We start from the raw sequence: 16093 nt of genomic DNA on the forward strand, positions 1-16093 counted from the left end.
TCTCTTTCGGGGTTAGCGGGTTTGCAGGGGCAGGTCGGTCAAGCGGGCCTCCCAGCCTTTGCGCTCCAGCTCGGGGGTGATGTTATCTTCTGTCGGATACCCGATGCAGAGATACGCGACCAGAGCCCAATCAGCGGGCACCTCGAGGTCGCGGCACAGTTGCTGCGGATCAAGGATCGACACCCAGCCCACACCCAAACCATGGGCGCGCGCTGCCAGCCAGAACTGCATGATCGCGGAAACACAGGAATATCGGCGCATCTCGGGCATGGTGCCCGCGCCAAGGCCTTTGCCCTTGGTGGTGCTGTCGTCGCAGAAGACGGCCAGCTGGACGGGGGCCTCTTGCATACCGGAGAGTTTGAGCGTCGCGTAGGTTTGCGCGTCGTCACCGGAATAGCCGTCAAGCGCCTGCGCATTGGCGGCGCGGAAATTGGACAGCGCCGCAGCACGGGCCGCGGCGCTGGTCACGCGGATCAGGCGCCAAGGCTCTGACAGCCCTACAGAGGGTGCCAGAGCAAAGGTTCCAAACAGATCCACCAACAGATCTTCGGACACCGGATCGGTGCGGAAGTGGCGCACGTCGCGCCGCCACCGCATGAGCTGGTCCAGCTCTGACCGGAAGGTGTCCGAAAACCCTGTCATGACTGCCGAGATTATTCGGCAGCTGCTTCAGCTGCTTCAGCTGCTTTTGCAGCTTTCTCTTCAGCGCGCTCTTTTGCTTTCTTGCCGGGCTCGCCCTTTTTCAGGTTTGCGCGCTCTTTCTTGGCAACGATGCCAGCGGTTTCCAGGAAGCGTGCAACGCGGTCGGTCGGCTGTGCGCCCTGACCCAGCCAGTACTGAACGCGCTCGACGTTCAGAACAACGCGGCGCTCGTCGTCTTTTGCCAGAAGGGGGTTGTAGGTGCCCAGCTTCTCGATGAAGCGGCCATCGCGTGCCATACGCGAGTCAGCTGCGACTACTGCGTAGTGAGGACGCTTTTTGCTGCCGCCGCGGGCCAGACGAATTTTCATTGCCATTGGAGTATCTCCTTAGAGGGTGTTTCTGTTTGTTTTTCAGAGTGGGCCGCGCTCAGGCGTCCTTCTGTTTGGCTTCGTGATGCTTGATCACTTCCTGAATGATGAAGTTCAGGAATTTCTTGGCGAATTCCGGGTCGAGGTCGGCCTGGATCGCCAGATCCTCGAGGCGGGCGATCTGGGTCGCTTCGCGTGCGGGATCCGAAGGGGGCAGGTCGTGTTCCGCCTTGAGGCGGCCAACGGCCTGTGTGTGCTTGAACCGTTCGCCCAAGGTATAGACGAGGATGGCATCCAGACGGTCGATGCTTTCGCGGTGGCCTTTTAGGATTTCGGCAGCGCGGGTCACGGTGTCAGTCAAGGGCCCATCCTTCCGGTTTGAAATTGGGGTTCTGGTAGAAACCGATTTCCTGCGCGATCGCGTCCGCAATCTGGCTGGACCGGCACTGCGCAGGGGTGGGGTGGCGATACACAACGTCGTTGCCATCGACCGACGGAGCCTCGTGATCCTTTTTGCAGCCAAGCCGTTCGGCAAGGCGGATCGAGTCGAGGTTTTTCGGGTCCAGATAGCTGACGGCGGTTTCCCAGCCCAGATCGTTGTAGAAATAGCGGCGCACGCGTTCGGCGGCCTCGAGTGCGATGCCGCGGCCTGCGACGCGGGGCCAGATGATCCAGGCGATCTCGGCCTCGGGCCAGCCTGCGGGCTTCCAGCCGCCGGCCATGCCGTAGGTTTCGTCGGTCTCGGCGTCGTGGATCATCCACATGCCATAGCCGCGGATTTCCCAGTGACCGATTTCGGCCGCATAGAGCATCCACGCCTCATAGGCATTCAGCGGGCCGCCCATAAATCGCGAGCGATAGCTGCTGAACGTCGCTTTGAAGTCAGGGTAATCCTGCGGCTCGGGGCCGCGCAAAACCAGGCGCTTGGTGCGCAGTTCGGGGATTTTGGTGCTGGTGAACTGGCTCATGCGTAGGCCTCCATTCCGCCGTCCATCAGGTCGGCAGCAGAGAGGTGGCGCCAGATTTCTTCTTGGCCGTAGCGCACGTGGTCGAACATGCGCTCGAATTTCGCGCCCATCTTGCGGGCGACGGTTTTCGAGGCCTCGTTCGGGGGCATGATCAGGCTGACAACGGTGTCCCAGCCCAGAACGTCATAGGCATGGGTGCGGGCAGCGGTGGCCGCTTCGGTCGCGTATCCTTTGCCCTCAAAGCCTTCGTAGATGTCCCAACCGATTTCGGGCTCGGGCCAGCCTTCGGGGTTCCAGAGGCCAACGTTGCCGATCAGCTCGCCGGTTTCGGTCAGGGTCACGGCCCAACGGCCATAGCCGCGCAGCTGCCAGTGCCCGATTTCACAGGCCAGCATCCGCCAGCTGCTTTCGGGGTGGGCAGGGCCCCCACAATATTTCGACCGCTCGGACGCATAGAAGGCCGAGAACACGGGGAAATCCCCGAGCTCGAAGCCCCGCAGCGTCAGGCGCGCAGTCGTTATGGTGGGAGCCTTGGTCATTATTTCTTCTTGCCGAACATGCCGGGCATACCGCCCAAGCCGGGCATGCCACCCAGACCCGGCAGACCGCCCATCCCCAGCTTGCGCGCGGTGGCTTCAAGCTGCTTGGGGTCCATTTTGCTGGGATCGATCGACGCGGGATCGAAATCGCCTTCCATGCCGGGCAGAGCTTTGCCGCGCATGGCCGAGATCGCCTGCTTGAGCATGCCTTTGCCGCCCTTCTGGCTGATCTTTTTCATCACGTCGGCCATCTGGCGGTGCATTTTCAGCAGCTTGTTCAGTTCGGACACATCAAGGCCCGCACCGGCAGCGATACGCTTTTTGCGGCTGGCTTGCAGCAGGGCGGGGTTGGCGCGTTCCTGCTTGGTCATCGAGTTGATCAGGGCGATCTGGCGCTTGATGATGCGGTCGTCCATGCCCGATTCCTGCACCTGCTTGGCCATCTTGGCCATGCCGGGCATCATCGACATCATGCCTTGCATACCGCCCATCTTGAGCATCTGCTCAAGCTGGTTCTTCAGGTCGTTCATGTTGAACTGACCCTTCATCATGCGCTTCATCATCCGCTCGGCCTGTTCAGCCTCGAGCGTTTGCTGCGCCTTTTCGACCAGCGAGACGATGTCGCCCATGCCGAGGATCCGGCCAGCGACACGTTCGGGGTGGAATTCTTCCAGAGCGTCGGTCTTTTCGCCAAGGCCGACGAACTTGATGGGCTTGCCGGTGACAGCGCGCATCGACAGAGCCGCACCGCCGCGACCGTCACCGTCCATACGGGTCAGGACAACGCCGGTCACGCCGATCTTGTCGTCGAATTCGGTCGCCACGTTCACGGCGTCCTGACCGGTCAGGCCGTCGACGACCAGCAGGGTTTCGCGGGGGTTGGCAACGTCGCGAACAGCGGCGGCCTGTGCGATCAGTTCCTGATCGATGTGCAGACGGCCCGCGGTATCCAGCAGGTAGACGTCATAGCCACCCATCGCGGCCTGAGTCTTGGCGCGCTTGGCGATGGTGACGGGATCTTCGCCCTTGACGATGGGCAGGGTGTCGACGCCGATCTGCTGACCCAGAATGGCCAGCTGTTCCATCGCCGCAGGGCGGTTCACGTCGAGCGAGGCCATCAGCACGCGCTTGCCTTCACGCTCTTTCAGGCGTTTCGCCAGTTTCGCGGTGGTGGTGGTTTTACCCGAGCCCTGCAGACCGACCATCAGAATCGGTGCGGGCGGGTTGTCGACCTTGAGCTTACCGGGCTCGCCTTCGCCCGCTAGAAAGGTGACCAGTTCGTCGTGGACGATTTTGACAACCTGCTGGCCGGGGGTCACCGATTTGGTCACCGACGCGCCGGTCGCTTTTTTCTGGACTGCTTTGATAAAGTCGCGTGCGACGGGCAGCGATACGTCGGCCTCCAGCAGTGCGGTCCGCACTTCGCGCAGGGCGGTTTTAACGTCGTCCTCGGACAGCGCACCTGCTTTGGTCAGCCGGTCGAAGACTCCGCCAAGGCGTTCAGATAGATTTTCGAACATGCCAAGCCCTTTCAAGACCGTTAAAGAATGCGCCTTAGATAGGCAATGATGCGACATACGCCAAGCGCCCCCATGGGCGCAACGCGCTGATGGAGGGCGATCCCGGCAATAGCCATGGGACCGGAAGCATCATGACTTCCGGAGGATTCCCAGCGCCTATGCCTGAAACAGGCGCCAGAGTCAAGAAAGGCGCGCCCCGAGGAGGAGGGGCGCGCCATCTATAAAGCCGCGGAGAATGAGGGAGGAACGCGGCCTTTGGATATGCAACCGCTCAGGCGGCGATTTGTTCCACAGCGTCCTGCGCTTTTTTCACCGAACCTTCGGGGTCAATGGCCAGCTGGTCGGCGGCGATGATGGTCACGTCGGTGATGCCGATGAAGGCCAGAACCTGCTTGAGGTAGGTGGTCGCGAAATCCGTTGCCGAGCCAACCGGCACGCCGCCCGATGCGGTGGCGATGATGGCGCGCTTGCCTTCGAGCAGGCCGATGGGGCCGGTCTCGGTGTAGCGGAAGGTGACGCCGGCGCGGGCCACGAGGTCGACCCATGCCTTCAGGCGGGCGGGAACGCCGAAGTTGTAGATCGGAACGCCGATGACGACGGTGTCTGCGGATTTCAGCTCTTCGATCATGGCGTCGGACAGGGCCAGAGTGGCCTTCTGTTCGTCGGTGCGCTGATCGGCGGGGGTAAAGTTCGCGCCAACCCAGTTGCCGTCAATCAGCGGCAGTTCTTCGGTCAGGTCACGGGTCAGGACGGTTTCGGGTGCCAGCTTGGCCACAATACGGTCGGTCAGATCACGAGAGATCGACCCTTCCTTGCGGACAGAGCTATCGATACGGAGGACGGTGGTGCTCATTTCTTTGGTTCCACTGGTGAAGGAGGGAGAAACATTTTTTCGTTCTTTCACAACAGTTGGGCATTGCTTTTCCGAACGCAATTGCGAGAAATACGGTAGGGTATGTGTGATCTTGCACAGTAATTTTACCGGGGATCGGTTACGAAATGGGCATGGAAAACTGGGACGAGGTGCGGACCGCCTATCAGGTGGCACGCATGGGGACCGTCAGCGGAGCGGCCGATGTGCTGGGGGTTCACCACGCGACGGTCATCCGCCACATCGACGCACTAGAGCAGCGGCTCGGGGTCAAGCTGTTCCAGCGCCACGCCCGTGGCTACACCCCGACCGAAGCCGGACACGACCTGTTCCGCGTGGCGCAGGCCACCGACGACCAGTTCAGCCAGTTGGCAGGCCGGATCAAAGGGCAGGGCGCCGGTGTGGGCGGCGAGCTGGTGATCACCTCGCTGGTGCAGCTGTCGCCGCTGATCGTGCCGGTGCTGAAGGGCTTCCAAGAGGAACACCCCGATGTGGTCGTGCGCTTTCTGACCGGCGAGCGTCTGTTCCGTCTGGAATACGGCGAGGCGCACATCGCGATCCGCGCAGGCAATGCGCCCGATCAGCCGGATAACGTGGTGCAGCCGTTCTTTCGCCAGCAGGTCACGCTGTTCGCCTCGAAGGAATATGTCGAGAAACACGGCCAGCCCGAGACCCCCGCGGACTATCGCAACCACCGCTTTGTGGGGCAGGACAACATCGACAGCCGCGCGCCGTTCTACATGTGGATGAAGGACAACATCCCGCGCGATTGCGTCACCTTCCGCAGCGAGGATTCGCGCGCGATCGAGCAAGCCATTCTGGATGGCGCGGGGATCGGCTTCATGCCCTATTGGGAGTGGCAGCTGAACCCGTGCGTGGTCAAGATTTGCGAACCGCGCGACGAATGGGCCTCGAACATCTGGATCGTGACCCACGTGGACCTGCACCGCACGCCCAAGGTCCAGACGTTCCTCAAGTATCTGAAGGATCGTGCTCAGGGCTGGCGGTAAGCTCGGGCTCTGACAGTTCTGTTTCAAGAAAGCGTTCGAAGGCGTCCAGATTGATGGCTTCGAACTGACCGAACCCCTGCATCCAGATGCTGGCCTCTCGCAGGGCGTCGGGCTCTAGCTTGCACCATTTCACACGGCCGCGCTTTTCCTGAGAGATGAGGCGCGCGTTGGCCAGAATGGTCAGGTGCTTGGAGATGGCCGCCAAAGACATCTGGAACGGTTCCGCCACATCGGTCACGGCCATATCATCCTCGAGCAGCATCGACAGGATCGTGCGGCGTGTCGGGTCGGCAAGAGCGGCGAATACGAGGTCGAGCTGCTGGTCCATAAAACACGGCATGAGGCAGGAATCTGCGAACGTCAACCGATTGGTTGAATATGCCAAATGCGCCTTTCGTGCCGGTTTTCAGGGGGTGCTGGTGGCGCAAACGGAATCTGGGTATAATGAAATCAACGACTTAGGGTGGACATTCTGTCGCTTGACTCACGGGGCTGTGACACCTATCCAACCCTCAACAGCCCAAGGGTAGCGCAGATGATCGATCCAGCCGAAAAAGAGCGCCTTGAGCGCCTCGAGGCGCGGATCTCGGAAGTGAAAAAGGCTCATGCCGAGCCTGAGCCCCGGGGTGACGAACATTATACGCAAGCGCAGGTTGCGTGGCGTATGGTGACTGAACTGGTAGCCGGTCTTCTGATCGGTTTCGGCATTGGGTACGGTCTGGATGCTGTTTTTGGCACCATGCCGATCTTTATGGCGATATTCACATTGCTGGGTTTCATCGCGGGCGTGAAGACAATGCTCCGCTCGGTGACTGAGATCCAAGAGAAACAAGCGGCGACGGCCGCGCAGGATGATGAGGGACGTAACAGTGGCGGATAATGCACACGCAGCAGCGGCCGAACACGCAGCCGAAGGTACTGGCCTGGTTTTCCACCCGATGGATCAGTTCAAGGTCCAGCCTCTGTTTGGTCACGGTGGTGAAGTAAGCTTCTACACCCCGACCAACGCGATGCTGTGGCTGGGTCTGACCGTTCTGGCAGTGTTCCTGATCATGGTTGTCGGCACCCGCGGCCGCGCCATCGTCCCCTCGCGCGGTCAGTCGATCGGCGAACTGGCCTACGGTTTCGTTCACAAGATGATCGAAGACGTCACCGGCAAGGACGCGCTGGTGTACTTCCCCTACATCATGACCCTGTTCATGTTCATCCTGATGAACAACTTCTTGGGCCTGATCCCCACCAGCTTTGCCAACACCGCACAGATCGCAACAACCGCGATCCTGGCATTCGCAGTATTCTTTGCCGTGACGATCATCGGTTTCGTCAAGCACGGCAGCCACTTCCTGGGCCTGTTCTGGGTGACCTCGGCGCCTCTCGCCATCCGTCCCGTTCTGGCCGTCATCGAAGTGATTTCCTACTTTGTTCGCCCTGTCAGCCACTCCATCCGTCTTGCCGGTAACATCACCGCAGGCCACGCTGTGATGAAAGTGTTCGCTGCCTTCGCCGGTCTGGTCGCTCTGTCGCCGCTGGCAATCCTGGGCATCACCGCCATGTACGGCCTCGAAATGCTGGTAGCATTCATCCAGGCCTACGTATTCACCATCCTGACCTGCGTCTATCTGAAGGACGCGCTGCACCCGAGCCACTAAGGCTCGGACCCGCAGACAGGACTGAATTATCGCCATTCCAACGTAAGGAGAAATGTTATGGAAGGCTCGATCGCAGAAATGGGTAAGTTCATCGGCGCCGGTCTGTCGGCGTTCGGTATGGGCCTGGCAGCTATCGGTGTGGGCAACGTCGCCGGTAACTTCCTGGCAGGCGCACTGCGCAACCCCTCGGCCGCTGGTGGCCAAACCGCGACCCTGTTCATCGGTATCGCGTTCGCAGAAGCACTGGGCATCTTCTCGTTCCTGGTTGCTCTGCTGCTGATGTTCGCCGTCTAATCTACGGGTTCATTCCTTACGGTCGGGCGGGTGTCATAACGACACTCGCCCGGTAATATCGGGCCTTCGGGTCCGAACCAAGGACGGGCCACGGAGGACGCATAACATGGCAACTGAATCGCATGGCGCTGAAGCCGTTGCAGCAGGTCACGCCGCAGCCGAGTCGGCAGGTATGCCCCAGCTCGCAGTCGAGACCTTTTCGAACCAGATCTTCTGGCTCGTTGTCGCGCTTGTCGCGACCTACCTGATCCTGTCGCGCGTGGCTCTGCCGCGTATCGCCGCCGTTCTGGCCGAGCGTCAGGGAACCATTACGAATGACATCGCCGCCGCCGAAGAGCTGAAGCTCAAGGCGAAAGAGGCTGAAGCCGCCTATGAAAAGGCACTGGCTGATGCCCGCTCGCAGGCGAACCAAATCGTCGAAGCCACCCGCGCCGAAATCAAGGCTGACCTTGATGCCGCGCTGGCGAAGGCAGACGCAGAAATTGCCGCCAAGGCCGCAGAATCGGAAAAGGCAATCGCCGAGATCCGTGCCAGCGCCGCCGAAAGCGCTGCCGAAGTTGCCAAAGACACCGCCAAGGAACTCATTGCAGTTCTGGGTGGCGATGTGGACGGCCGCTCGGTTGCAGCAGCAGTCACCTCGCGGATGAAAGGCTAAGCACAATGCGTACACTGATCATCCTCGCCGCCGCACTGGCCGCTTCGCCGGCAATGGCAGCATCGGGTCCGTTCTTCTCGCTGCACAACACCAACTTTGTCGTTCTGATCGCCTTCGTGGTGTTCCTCGGCATCCTGGTCTACTTCAAGGTCCCGGGTCTTCTGGGTGGCATGCTGGACAAGCGCGCCGTCGAGATCAAAGGCGAACTGGAAGAAGCCCGTCAGCTGCGTGAAGAGGCCCAGAGCCTGCTCGCCAGCTACGAGCGCAAGCAGAAAGAAGTCCAGGCGCAGGCAGACAGCATCGTTGCTGGCGCCAAAGCCGAAGCCGAAGCTGCTGCTGTTCAGGCCAAGGACGACCTGAAGAAGTCGATCGCACGCCGCCTGCAAGCTGCCGAAGAGCAGATCGCATCGGCCGAAGCAGCCGCTGTTCGCGAAGTTCGCGACACCGCGATTGCTGCCGCTGTTGGCGCTGCACGCGACATCCTGGCCAAGCAAATGACCGCCGAGAAATCCGGCGCGATGATCGATCGCTCGATCGAAGAAGTAAAAGCCAAGCTGCACTAACGGCCAAAGGTCTTACAGGGACAGTGAAGTCCGGATCGCGATGCGGTCCGGGCTTTTTTCTTTTTGGTTGATCGGTCGGGGCTTTCGTGCGGGAATGCGCGCGGGAGATAGGTCGGCGTGCGAGACGGCTATGACGTTCAAGGCGACAGCGATTATGACTGCCGCGATCATGTTCGTGATCGGGACTCTTTTGCTGTTCGCGCCACTGATGTTCTTTGACCAAATCTTCATCGAGGGCTCGACCGCGCCCCACACCATCGCCCGCCGCACTGCGATGTTTCTGTTTGCGTGGGGGGGCTTGCTGTTCCGGCTGCACGATCTGCCGGTTGGGCGCGTGCGCAGCACCATTTGCCAGATGTCGGCGCTGTTGATGTTCGGGCTGGGGGCGACGTCGGCCTATGAATGGATACAGGGCCACGAAAGCGACCCGTTCCTGCGCATCTCGCTGGCGAACTTTGCCCTTGGCGGGCTGTTTGTCTGGAGCTGCCTGTCGGACCGGAAGGCCGGTTAACGGTCTTTCTCGTGCTGGAACCGCTGGAGCGCCACGGCCTCGTTCCTTAGGGCGCGCTTTTCGTCGCGCAGGGCGGTTTCCACATAGTCCAGATGGGCGATCACGGCGGCGCGGGCCTCGACCGGATCGCGTTTTTGCAGGGCCACGTTGATGGCGCGGTGCTGTTCCAGCAGGTCATCGCGGGTGGTGCGCTGCTTGAACATGACGTTGCGGTTATAGAACACGCCTTCACGCAGCAGGTCAAACATGGACCGCAACATGTGCAGCATGATGACGTTGTGGCTGGCCTCGATGATCGCCATGTGAAAGTCGGCGTCGATGGCGGCCTCTTCGGCGGGGTTGCGCTTGGGGTGGGCGGCTTCCATCCGTTTGAACACGGTGTCGATCACCCGCAGATCGGTGTCCGATGCCATGCGGCAGGCGCGGTCGGCGGCCAGCCCCTCTATGTCGCGGCGAAAGGCGATGTAGTCGAACACGGCCTCGTCATGGGCGGCGAACAGGCGGATCAGCGCGGGGGAAAAGGCGTTTCCCAGAACCTCGGCCACGAACACTCCGGAGCCTGCGCGGGTCTCCAACAGGCCGTTGTCCTGCAGTTCGGCCACCGCTTCGCGCAGGGAGGGGCGCGAGACGCCAAGGCGATCGGACAGCTCCCGCTCGGACGGCAGGCGTTCGCCCGGCCGCAGAATGCCACGCAGGATCAACTGTTCGATCTGACGCACGACCGAAGTCGAGAGCTTTTCCGGTAGAACTTTTTGAAAGGGCATTTGGGCCTCGTCTTTGATTGGTCAGTTTATATGACCACGGCGGACAGGGCAAGAATGCTCAAAAATGGGGCGTCAGGACAGGGGCAGTTCCATGAAAACGCTATCGGGATGCTCTCGGTAATCGCCAAAGGGGCCGCAATTGGTGAACCCGTGCCGGTGGTACAGCGCGTGGGCCGCGTCCAGCCCCGTGCCGGTTTCCAGCCGCATCCACGCCAGCCCTTGGTCGCGGGCCTGCTGGATCAGGCGCTCCATCAGGTGATCCCCCAGCCCCTGACCCCTCGCGGCGGGATCGACGAACATCGACTTCACCTCGGCATAATCCCCCTTGAGCGAGAGCGCCGCGCAGCCAAGGGCCACCCCGTCAATCTGCGCCTCGAAGAAGGTAATCGTGGGCACGCACAGGGCATCAATCGACAAAAAGTGACAGCTGGTCGGGTCATAAAGCGATTGCATCAGGGCATGGCTGGCCTGTAGCAGTGCGGTCGAACGGGGGTTGCGCGGATTCCCCTCGATCACGGTAATTGTCATTTCTGTCTCTCCCCAAAACTCGCAATATCTTGTGGATAAGCGCGTCTTACACAATAGATCGTGCGTCCCATCCGTTGACTCATGCGTTTTGCCGCCTGCAAAATAAGCACCCTACGACTCGGACAGGAATCTGATGCCTCTTAAGTTCACGAAACTACGCCTGACAGGCTTCAAAAGCTTTGTAGACCCGACGGATCTGATCATCCACGACGGTCTCACAGGTGTGGTCGGTCCGAACGGCTGTGGCAAGTCCAACCTGCTGGAAGCGCTGCGCTGGGTGATGGGCGAAAACCGCCCCACGGCGATGCGCGGCGGCGGGATGGAAGACGTGATTTTCGCGGGGGCCTCCAGCCGTCCGGCCAAGAACTTTGCCGAGGTGTGTCTGACGCTGGATAACGGCGATCGTCTGGCACCGCAGGGCTTCAACGATCAGGAAAGCATCGACGTGGTGCGCCGGATCACTCGCGACGTGGGCAGTGCCTACAAGGCCAACGGCAAGGACGTGCGGGCGCGTGATATCCAGATGCTGTTTGCTGACGCCTCGACCGGTGCGCATTCGCCTGCGCTGGTGCGTCAGGGCCAGATTTCCGAGCTGATCAACGCCAAACCCAAGGCGCGTCGCCGCATTCTGGAAGAGGCTGCGGGGATCTCGGGCCTCTATCAGCGCCGCCACGAGGCCGAGCTGAAGCTGAAGGCGACCGAGGGCAATCTGACCCGCGTGGACGATGTGATTGACCAATTGGGCCAGCAGATCGGGACGTTGCAGCGTCAGGCCAAACAGGCGTCACGCTATCGCGCCATTGGCGAGGAGTTGCGCAAGTCCGAAGGTCAGTTGCTGTACCGCCGCTGGCGCGAGGCCGATGATGCTCGCCTGAAGGCCGAAGAGGTTCTGCGTCAGGCCAGCCTGACCGCGTCCCACGCCGAGGCGGACGCGCGCAAGGCCACCAAATCCCGCGAGGATGTCGAAAAGCTGCTGCCCCCTCTGCGAGAGGAAGAGGCGATTGCGAACGCCATCCTGCAGCGCCTGACTGTGACCCGCGATGCCCTGTCTGATCAGGAAAAGCAGGCCACGGACCGCATCCGAACCCTGCAATCGCGCATCACTCAACTGGCGCAGGACATTGACCGCGAGGCGGGCCTGAACCGCGATGCGGGCGAAACCATTGACCGGCTGGAGTGGGAGGCCCGCGAACTGGCCAAGGCCAGCGAGGGGCACGATGAACGTCTGGCAGAGGCCAGCGATATGGCCTCGGAGGCGGCGGCAGTTCTGGCCGAGCGCGAGGCGGACCTGAGCGAAAAGACCGAAGATGTGGCCCGCCTGTCGGCCCGCCACCTGTCGGTTCAACGCTTGCTGGCGGACACGCGCCGCACGCTGGAAAAGGCCGAGGCCGAGGGCGAACGGGCCCGCTTGGCCGTGGCCGAGGCGCGCGGTGTTCTGGCCCGCGCCAGCGAAGAACTGGCCCGCGCCGAGGAAGAGGAAGCGGTCGCTCAGGCCCGCGCCGAGGCCGCCGAGATTGCTTTGGCCGATGCCGAAAGCGCCCGTGCTCAGACCCAAGACCGCGAGAGCGCCGCGCGTTCCGCAAGAGCCGAGGCCGAGGGCGCAGCAAGCACTCTGCGGGCCGAGGTTGGTGCGCTGGCCAAGCTGGTCTCGCGGGACGAATCCGACAGTGCGCCGCTGCTGGATCAGCTGCATGTGACCGCCGGCTACGAAAAGGCGTTGGGGGCCGCGCTCGCCGATGACCTGCGCCAGCCTGCGGTGCATGAGGGGGCCAGCGGGTGGACGTTGTTGCCCGATTACGCGGTGCCACAGGCCTTGCCCGCAGGTGTGCGCCCGCTGTCTGACGTGGTTCAGGCGCCCAAGGTTCTGACCCGCCGCCTGTCCCAGATCGGGATCGTAACGGCCGAGGATGGCGCGCGTCTGCACGCGGTTCTGGCCCCCGGTCAGCGCCTAGTGACGGCGGATGGCGACCTGTGGCGCTGGGACGGTCTGCACGCGAACGCCGAGGATGCGCCCTCTGCCGCGGCGCTGCGACTGGAGCAGTTGAACCGTCTGGAACGCCTGCGCGAAGAGTTGGAAGAGGCCGAAGTGCGCGCCGAAGACGCCCGCGCTGCCCACGAGGATATGGGCGCCGAACTGGCCGATCTGAACCGTGCGGATGCGGCGGCTCGGGACGCGCGGCGCAAGGCTGACCAGCAGGTGGCCGAGGCTGGCCGCCGCCTGTCGCGCCTTGAGGCAGAGCGCAACTTGGCCGAGGGCAAGCTGGAGACGCTGGACCTGTCTGTGCGCCGCCATTCCGATGATGCGATGTCCGCGCGCGAAGCCTTGGCCGAGGCGCAGGCCGCCGCCAAGGACTTGGGCGATCTGGATGCCGCTCGCGCCGAGATCGAAGACCTGAAAATGACGGTCGAAGCCTCTCGGATGACGATGATGACCCGCCGGTCCATGTGGGACACCATCAAGCGCGAGGGCGAGGCCCGCCTGAAGCGCAGCCAGCAGGTCACGCAGGAACTGTCCGGTTGGCGCCACCGTCTGGAGACCGCGAACCAGCGCGCCGACGAGTTGCGCCTGCGCAAAGAGGACACCGAGATTGAACTCGACGAGGCTTGCGCCGCGCCCGAGGAGATCGCGATCCGCCGCGAGGAAATGAACGAGCAGATCGAGGATGCCGAGCGCCGCCGGAGCGCGGCAGGGGATGCTTTGGCTGCGGCGGAAACTGCGCTGCGGGCCGCCGATATCGCCAGCCGCGACTGCGAGCGTCAGGCCAGCGAGGCCCGAGAGGCCCGCGCCCGTGCCGAGGCCCGCTTGGACGGTGCCCGCGAGACGGTGCAGCACGCCACCGACCGCATCGAAGAGGAACTGGAAGTGTCGCCGCAGCAGTTGCTGGCGCGGATCGGGATTGATCCGGCCAAACTGCCGCCCGCCGACGCGCTGGAAGAGGACGTCCTGCGCCTGCGCCGTCAGCGTGAGGCATTGGGCGCTGTGAACCTGCGCGCCGAAGAGGACATGAAAGAAGTCTCTGAGGAGCATGACACTCTGGTCGGTGAAAAGCACGATCTGGAAGAGGCGATCAAAACCCTGCGCACCGGCATTTCCGGCCTGAACAAAGAGGGCCGCGCGCGTCTGCTGGCGGCCTTCGATCAGGTGAACGAGAACTTTGGCCTGCTGTTTACGCACCTGTTCAACGGTGGCGAGGCCAAGCTGGTCATGGTCGAGAGCGACGATCCCCTCGACGCCGGTCTGGAAATCATGTGCCAACCGCCGGGCAAGAAGCTGAGCGTTCTGAGCCTGCTGTCGGGCGGCGAACAGACCCTGACGGCGCTGGCGCTGATCTTTGCGGTGTTCCTTGCGAACCCTGCGCCGATCTGTGTGCTGGACGAGGTGGACGCGCCCTTGGATGACGCGAACGTGACCCGTTTCTGTGATCTCTTGGATGAGATGACCCGCCGGACCGAGACCCGCTTCCTGATCATCACCCACCACGCGGTGACGATGGCGCGGATGGACCGCCTGTTCGGCGTGACGATGGCCGAGCAAGGGGTCAGTCAGCTGGTGTCTGTGGACCTGAAGAAAGCCGAGTCGATGGTCGCCTAAGCCCGCTTGGGGTGGCGGCGCATCTGGAAGCCGGTTTTGGACTGCTCGAAACCGGCGGCGGCGTAGAAGGCGTGGTTGTCGGGGCGGTCTGCGCCTGTCAGCAACATCACCTTGTAGCAGCTTGCATCCCAAGCCTGTTCGGTGGCGAAATGCAGGACTTGGCGGCCTAGGCCCGTGCGGCGGGCGTCCGCATGGGTGACCACGTTTTCGATCAGACCATAGGGTTTGCCGCCGCGCGTCAGGTTCGGGATGACCACAAGCGTGCAACTGGCCAGAATCGCTCCGTCCTGCTCGGCCACGATGATCCCGCTGCCGGGCCATTCCAGCAACCGCCGGAACGAAGCCGCTGCGATGGCCAGATCGCAGGGCTCTTCTTCGGGGATCAGGTGGCGGTAGAGCTGGACGACCTGCTCCAGATCGTCCTGTGTGGCCAGCCGCAGCATCAGAGCTGGTTCAGCAGCGCAGGGGTCGGCCATGCGTCGGCAGGCAGGCCAAGGCGCTTTTGCGCGTCCTGAACGGCCTCTCGGGATTTCTCGCCTAGGATGCCGTCGGCGCCGCCCACGTCATAGCCGCGCGCCTGTAATTTCTGCTGAAGCTGTTTGATCTGCGGGCCGCTGAGGCCGGGCTCGGGATTGCCAGCGGCATAGGCGGGCGCACCTTCCAGACGGGTGCCGAAATAGGCGGCGGTCAGGACATAGGTGAAGCTCTGGTTCCACTCGAAATAGACGTTGAAGTTGGGATAGGCGAGGAAGGCAGGCCCCTTGCGGCCCATCGGCAGGATGATCGAGGACGGCAGATCAGGGCGCAGCAGCGCGCCGCTACGGGCCTGAACGCCCATCGCCTGCCACTCGGCGGCGGTTTTGCGGGTCAGTAGGCCGGTCTGGCTCCAGTCCATGTCTTGGGGGACGGTGATTTCCTGAAGCCACGGCTCGTTCGCGCGCCAGCCAAGGCTGGAGAGCATCCGCGCGCCGGACATCAGCGCATCCGGGGCCGAGGTTTTCAGACGCACGTGGCCGTCGCCGTCGCCGTCAACGCCGTTTTCCAGAATGTCGCCGGGCAGCATCTGGACCATGCCGATTTCACCGGCCCAAGCGCCCGTGGTGGACTGGGGATCGAAATCGCCGTTCTCGAACAGGCGGATGGCGGACAGGACTTGGGGGCGGAACAGATCGGGGCGGCGGCAATCATGGGCCAAGGTTACCAGCGCGTTGCGGGTGTTGAAGTCGCCTTGGTACCCGCCGTAATCGGTTTCAAAGGCCCAGAAGGCCAGAAGAACACCGGGGTTGATGCCGTATTGCGCCTGAATGCGATCAAAGGTGCTGCGGTACTGCTGCCATTTCTGGGCACCGGCTTGGATGCGGTTCTTGCTGATCAGCATCTTGGAAAAGTCGATGAAGTCTTTCTGAAAGACCCCTTGGGCGCGGTCGGCCTTGAGCACGGCGGCAGACTGCTGCGCCCCCGAGAAGAACGCATCGACGGTGGCTTGGGAATGGCCGCGCTGCATGGCCTCGGATTTCAGCCCGTTGATAAAGGTGCCCCAGTCGCCACCGCAGTTTTGGGCATGGGCGGGCAGGGCAAGGCCAAGGGCAAAGAGGCTGGCAGTCAGAAGGCGCATCGGA

Annotated in this window: 20 protein-coding genes; 8 read left to right on the top strand and 12 right to left on the bottom strand. The window is 62.4% G+C overall.

Translation table 11 applies throughout. The features are described 5' to 3' along the window. Positions 1-12 precede the first annotated feature (12 nt). From bluB to HJ536_RS14000, 7 genes are all read right to left on the bottom strand, one after another. Positions 13-642 carry a 5,6-dimethylbenzimidazole synthase gene (bluB, locus tag HJ536_RS13970; protein ID WP_176855392.1) on the bottom strand — a complete coding sequence of 210 codons (630 nt, stop codon included), beginning with the start codon at positions 640-642 and terminating at the stop codon, positions 13-15. A gap of 11 nt (positions 643-653) precedes the next feature. Further along, the gene (gene rpsP / locus HJ536_RS13975; protein ID WP_176855393.1) at positions 654-1016 is read right to left on the bottom strand and encodes a 30S ribosomal protein S16; all 363 of its coding nucleotides are present in this window, start codon (positions 1014-1016) and stop codon (positions 654-656) included. Positions 1017-1068: 52 nt separating this feature from the next. Beyond that, positions 1069-1371: a chorismate mutase gene (locus HJ536_RS13980; RefSeq protein WP_176855394.1), complete on the bottom strand. Its 303-nt coding sequence runs from the start codon at positions 1369-1371 to the stop codon at positions 1069-1071. Further along, positions 1364-1978, bottom strand: a complete 615-nt coding sequence (locus HJ536_RS13985; protein WP_176855395.1) for a GNAT family N-acetyltransferase — start codon at positions 1976-1978, stop codon at positions 1364-1366. The genes HJ536_RS13980 and HJ536_RS13985 overlap by 8 nt, the downstream gene beginning before the upstream one ends. After that, positions 1975-2517 (bottom strand): GNAT family N-acetyltransferase, encoded by a 543-nt coding sequence (locus tag HJ536_RS13990; RefSeq protein WP_177158197.1) that lies wholly within the window; start codon positions 2515-2517, stop codon positions 1975-1977. Before HJ536_RS13990 ends, HJ536_RS13985 begins: the two co-directional genes overlap by 4 nt. Further along, entirely contained in the window at positions 2517-4037 is a 1521-nt protein-coding gene (gene ffh / locus HJ536_RS13995) for a signal recognition particle protein (RefSeq protein ID WP_176855397.1), read from the bottom strand. The genes HJ536_RS13990 and ffh overlap by 1 nt, the downstream gene beginning before the upstream one ends. 271 nt (positions 4038-4308) lie before the next feature. Then, positions 4309-4890: an FMN-dependent NADH-azoreductase gene (locus tag HJ536_RS14000; protein WP_177158198.1), complete on the bottom strand. Its 582-nt coding sequence runs from the start codon at positions 4888-4890 to the stop codon at positions 4309-4311. Positions 4891-5042: 152 nt separating this feature from the next. Here HJ536_RS14000 and HJ536_RS14005 point away from each other — a divergent pair, with 152 nt between their 5' ends. Beyond that, positions 5043-5918, top strand: a complete 876-nt coding sequence (locus HJ536_RS14005; RefSeq protein WP_176855399.1) for a LysR family transcriptional regulator — start codon at positions 5043-5045, stop codon at positions 5916-5918. On the opposite strand, the gene HJ536_RS14010 is transcribed toward HJ536_RS14005, so the two are convergent. Beyond that, on the bottom strand, positions 5881-6246 hold the full coding sequence (locus tag HJ536_RS14010) for an ArsR/SmtB family transcription factor (protein ID WP_176855400.1): 366 nt from the start codon (positions 6244-6246) through the stop codon (positions 5881-5883). The two genes, HJ536_RS14005 and HJ536_RS14010, sit on opposite strands and share 38 nt — an antisense overlap. A 207-nt stretch (positions 6247-6453) precedes the next feature. Between HJ536_RS14010 and HJ536_RS14015 the strand changes: the two genes are divergently transcribed. The 6 genes from HJ536_RS14015 to HJ536_RS14040 all read left to right on the top strand — a co-directional run bounded on the left by HJ536_RS14015 (position 6454) and on the right by HJ536_RS14040 (position 9590). Further along, positions 6454-6798, top strand: a complete 345-nt coding sequence (locus HJ536_RS14015; RefSeq protein WP_176855401.1) for an AtpZ/AtpI family protein — start codon at positions 6454-6456, stop codon at positions 6796-6798. After that, a complete protein-coding gene (locus HJ536_RS14020; protein ID WP_420811097.1) occupies positions 6773-7567 on the top strand; it encodes a F0F1 ATP synthase subunit A in 795 nt (264 codons plus the stop codon). The genes HJ536_RS14015 and HJ536_RS14020 overlap by 26 nt, the downstream gene beginning before the upstream one ends. 57 nt (positions 7568-7624) lie before the next feature. Further along, complete coding sequence (locus HJ536_RS14025; RefSeq protein ID WP_072709644.1) at positions 7625-7861, top strand: F0F1 ATP synthase subunit C; 237 nt, start codon at positions 7625-7627, stop codon at positions 7859-7861. Positions 7862-7967: 106 nt separating this feature from the next. Further along, positions 7968-8516, top strand: coding sequence for a F0F1 ATP synthase subunit B' (locus HJ536_RS14030; RefSeq protein ID WP_176855403.1), 549 nt, complete (start codon positions 7968-7970; stop codon positions 8514-8516). 5 nt (positions 8517-8521) lie between these two features. After that, on the top strand, positions 8522-9079 hold the full coding sequence (locus HJ536_RS14035) for a F0F1 ATP synthase subunit B (RefSeq protein WP_176855404.1): 558 nt from the start codon (positions 8522-8524) through the stop codon (positions 9077-9079). A 130-nt stretch (positions 9080-9209) separates the two neighbouring features. After that, entirely contained in the window at positions 9210-9590 is a 381-nt protein-coding gene (locus HJ536_RS14040; protein ID WP_177158199.1) for a hypothetical protein, read from the top strand. Here the strand turns inward: HJ536_RS14040 and HJ536_RS14045 are convergent. Both HJ536_RS14045 and HJ536_RS14050 read right to left on the bottom strand, forming a co-directional pair. After that, positions 9587-10354: a FadR/GntR family transcriptional regulator gene (locus tag HJ536_RS14045; protein WP_176855406.1), complete on the bottom strand. Its 768-nt coding sequence runs from the start codon at positions 10352-10354 to the stop codon at positions 9587-9589. The genes HJ536_RS14040 and HJ536_RS14045 overlap by 4 nt on opposite strands. Before the next feature lie 72 nt (positions 10355-10426). Then, positions 10427-10882, bottom strand: coding sequence for a GNAT family N-acetyltransferase (locus tag HJ536_RS14050; RefSeq protein WP_177158200.1), 456 nt, complete (start codon positions 10880-10882; stop codon positions 10427-10429). Between the two features lie 133 nt (positions 10883-11015). Here HJ536_RS14050 and smc point away from each other — a divergent pair, with 133 nt between their 5' ends. After that, complete coding sequence (gene smc, locus HJ536_RS14055) at positions 11016-14474, top strand: chromosome segregation protein SMC (RefSeq protein WP_177158201.1); 3459 nt, start codon at positions 11016-11018, stop codon at positions 14472-14474. Here smc and HJ536_RS14060 read toward each other — a convergent pair. After that, positions 14471-14917, bottom strand: coding sequence for a GNAT family N-acetyltransferase (locus tag HJ536_RS14060; protein WP_228028728.1), 447 nt, complete (start codon positions 14915-14917; stop codon positions 14471-14473). The two genes, smc and HJ536_RS14060, sit on opposite strands and share 4 nt — an antisense overlap. Then, complete coding sequence (locus HJ536_RS14065; protein WP_177158203.1) at positions 14917-16089, bottom strand: lytic murein transglycosylase; 1173 nt, start codon at positions 16087-16089, stop codon at positions 14917-14919. Before HJ536_RS14065 ends, HJ536_RS14060 begins: the two co-directional genes overlap by 1 nt. Positions 16090-16093: the final 4 nt, after the last annotated feature.

The organism is Donghicola mangrovi, from assembly GCF_013377535.1.
Lineage (GTDB): Bacteria > Pseudomonadota > Alphaproteobacteria > Rhodobacterales > Rhodobacteraceae > Donghicola > Donghicola mangrovi.

Coding starts and splice junctions, on each gene's coding strand:
- bluB (WP_176855392.1), bottom strand. CDS start 642: ATGACAGGGTTTTCGGACACCTTCCGGTCAGAGCTGGACCAGCTCATG.
- rpsP (WP_176855393.1), bottom strand. CDS start 1,016: ATGGCAATGAAAATTCGTCTGGCCCGCGGCGGCAGCAAAAAGCGTCCT.
- HJ536_RS13985 (WP_176855395.1), bottom strand. CDS start 1,978: ATGAGCCAGTTCACCAGCACCAAAATCCCCGAACTGCGCACCAAGCGC.
- HJ536_RS13990 (WP_177158197.1), bottom strand. CDS start 2,517: ATGACCAAGGCTCCCACCATAACGACTGCGCGCCTGACGCTGCGGGGC.
- ffh (WP_176855397.1), bottom strand. CDS start 4,037: ATGTTCGAAAATCTATCTGAACGCCTTGGCGGAGTCTTCGACCGGCTG.
- HJ536_RS14000 (WP_177158198.1), bottom strand. CDS start 4,890: ATGAGCACCACCGTCCTCCGTATCGATAGCTCTGTCCGCAAGGAAGGG.
- HJ536_RS14005 (WP_176855399.1), top strand. CDS start 5,043: ATGGAAAACTGGGACGAGGTGCGGACCGCCTATCAGGTGGCACGCATG.
- HJ536_RS14010 (WP_176855400.1), bottom strand. CDS start 6,246: ATGGACCAGCAGCTCGACCTCGTATTCGCCGCTCTTGCCGACCCGACA.
- HJ536_RS14015 (WP_176855401.1), top strand. CDS start 6,454: ATGATCGATCCAGCCGAAAAAGAGCGCCTTGAGCGCCTCGAGGCGCGG.
- HJ536_RS14020 (WP_420811097.1), top strand. CDS start 6,773: ATGAGGGACGTAACAGTGGCGGATAATGCACACGCAGCAGCGGCCGAA.
- HJ536_RS14025 (WP_072709644.1), top strand. CDS start 7,625: ATGGAAGGCTCGATCGCAGAAATGGGTAAGTTCATCGGCGCCGGTCTG.
- HJ536_RS14030 (WP_176855403.1), top strand. CDS start 7,968: ATGGCAACTGAATCGCATGGCGCTGAAGCCGTTGCAGCAGGTCACGCC.
- HJ536_RS14035 (WP_176855404.1), top strand. CDS start 8,522: ATGCGTACACTGATCATCCTCGCCGCCGCACTGGCCGCTTCGCCGGCA.
- HJ536_RS14040 (WP_177158199.1), top strand. CDS start 9,210: ATGACGTTCAAGGCGACAGCGATTATGACTGCCGCGATCATGTTCGTG.
- HJ536_RS14045 (WP_176855406.1), bottom strand. CDS start 10,354: ATGCCCTTTCAAAAAGTTCTACCGGAAAAGCTCTCGACTTCGGTCGTG.
- HJ536_RS14050 (WP_177158200.1), bottom strand. CDS start 10,882: ATGACAATTACCGTGATCGAGGGGAATCCGCGCAACCCCCGTTCGACC.
- smc (WP_177158201.1), top strand. CDS start 11,016: ATGCCTCTTAAGTTCACGAAACTACGCCTGACAGGCTTCAAAAGCTTT.
- HJ536_RS14060 (WP_228028728.1), bottom strand. CDS start 14,917: ATGCTGCGGCTGGCCACACAGGACGATCTGGAGCAGGTCGTCCAGCTC.
- HJ536_RS14065 (WP_177158203.1), bottom strand. CDS start 16,089: ATGCGCCTTCTGACTGCCAGCCTCTTTGCCCTTGGCCTTGCCCTGCCC.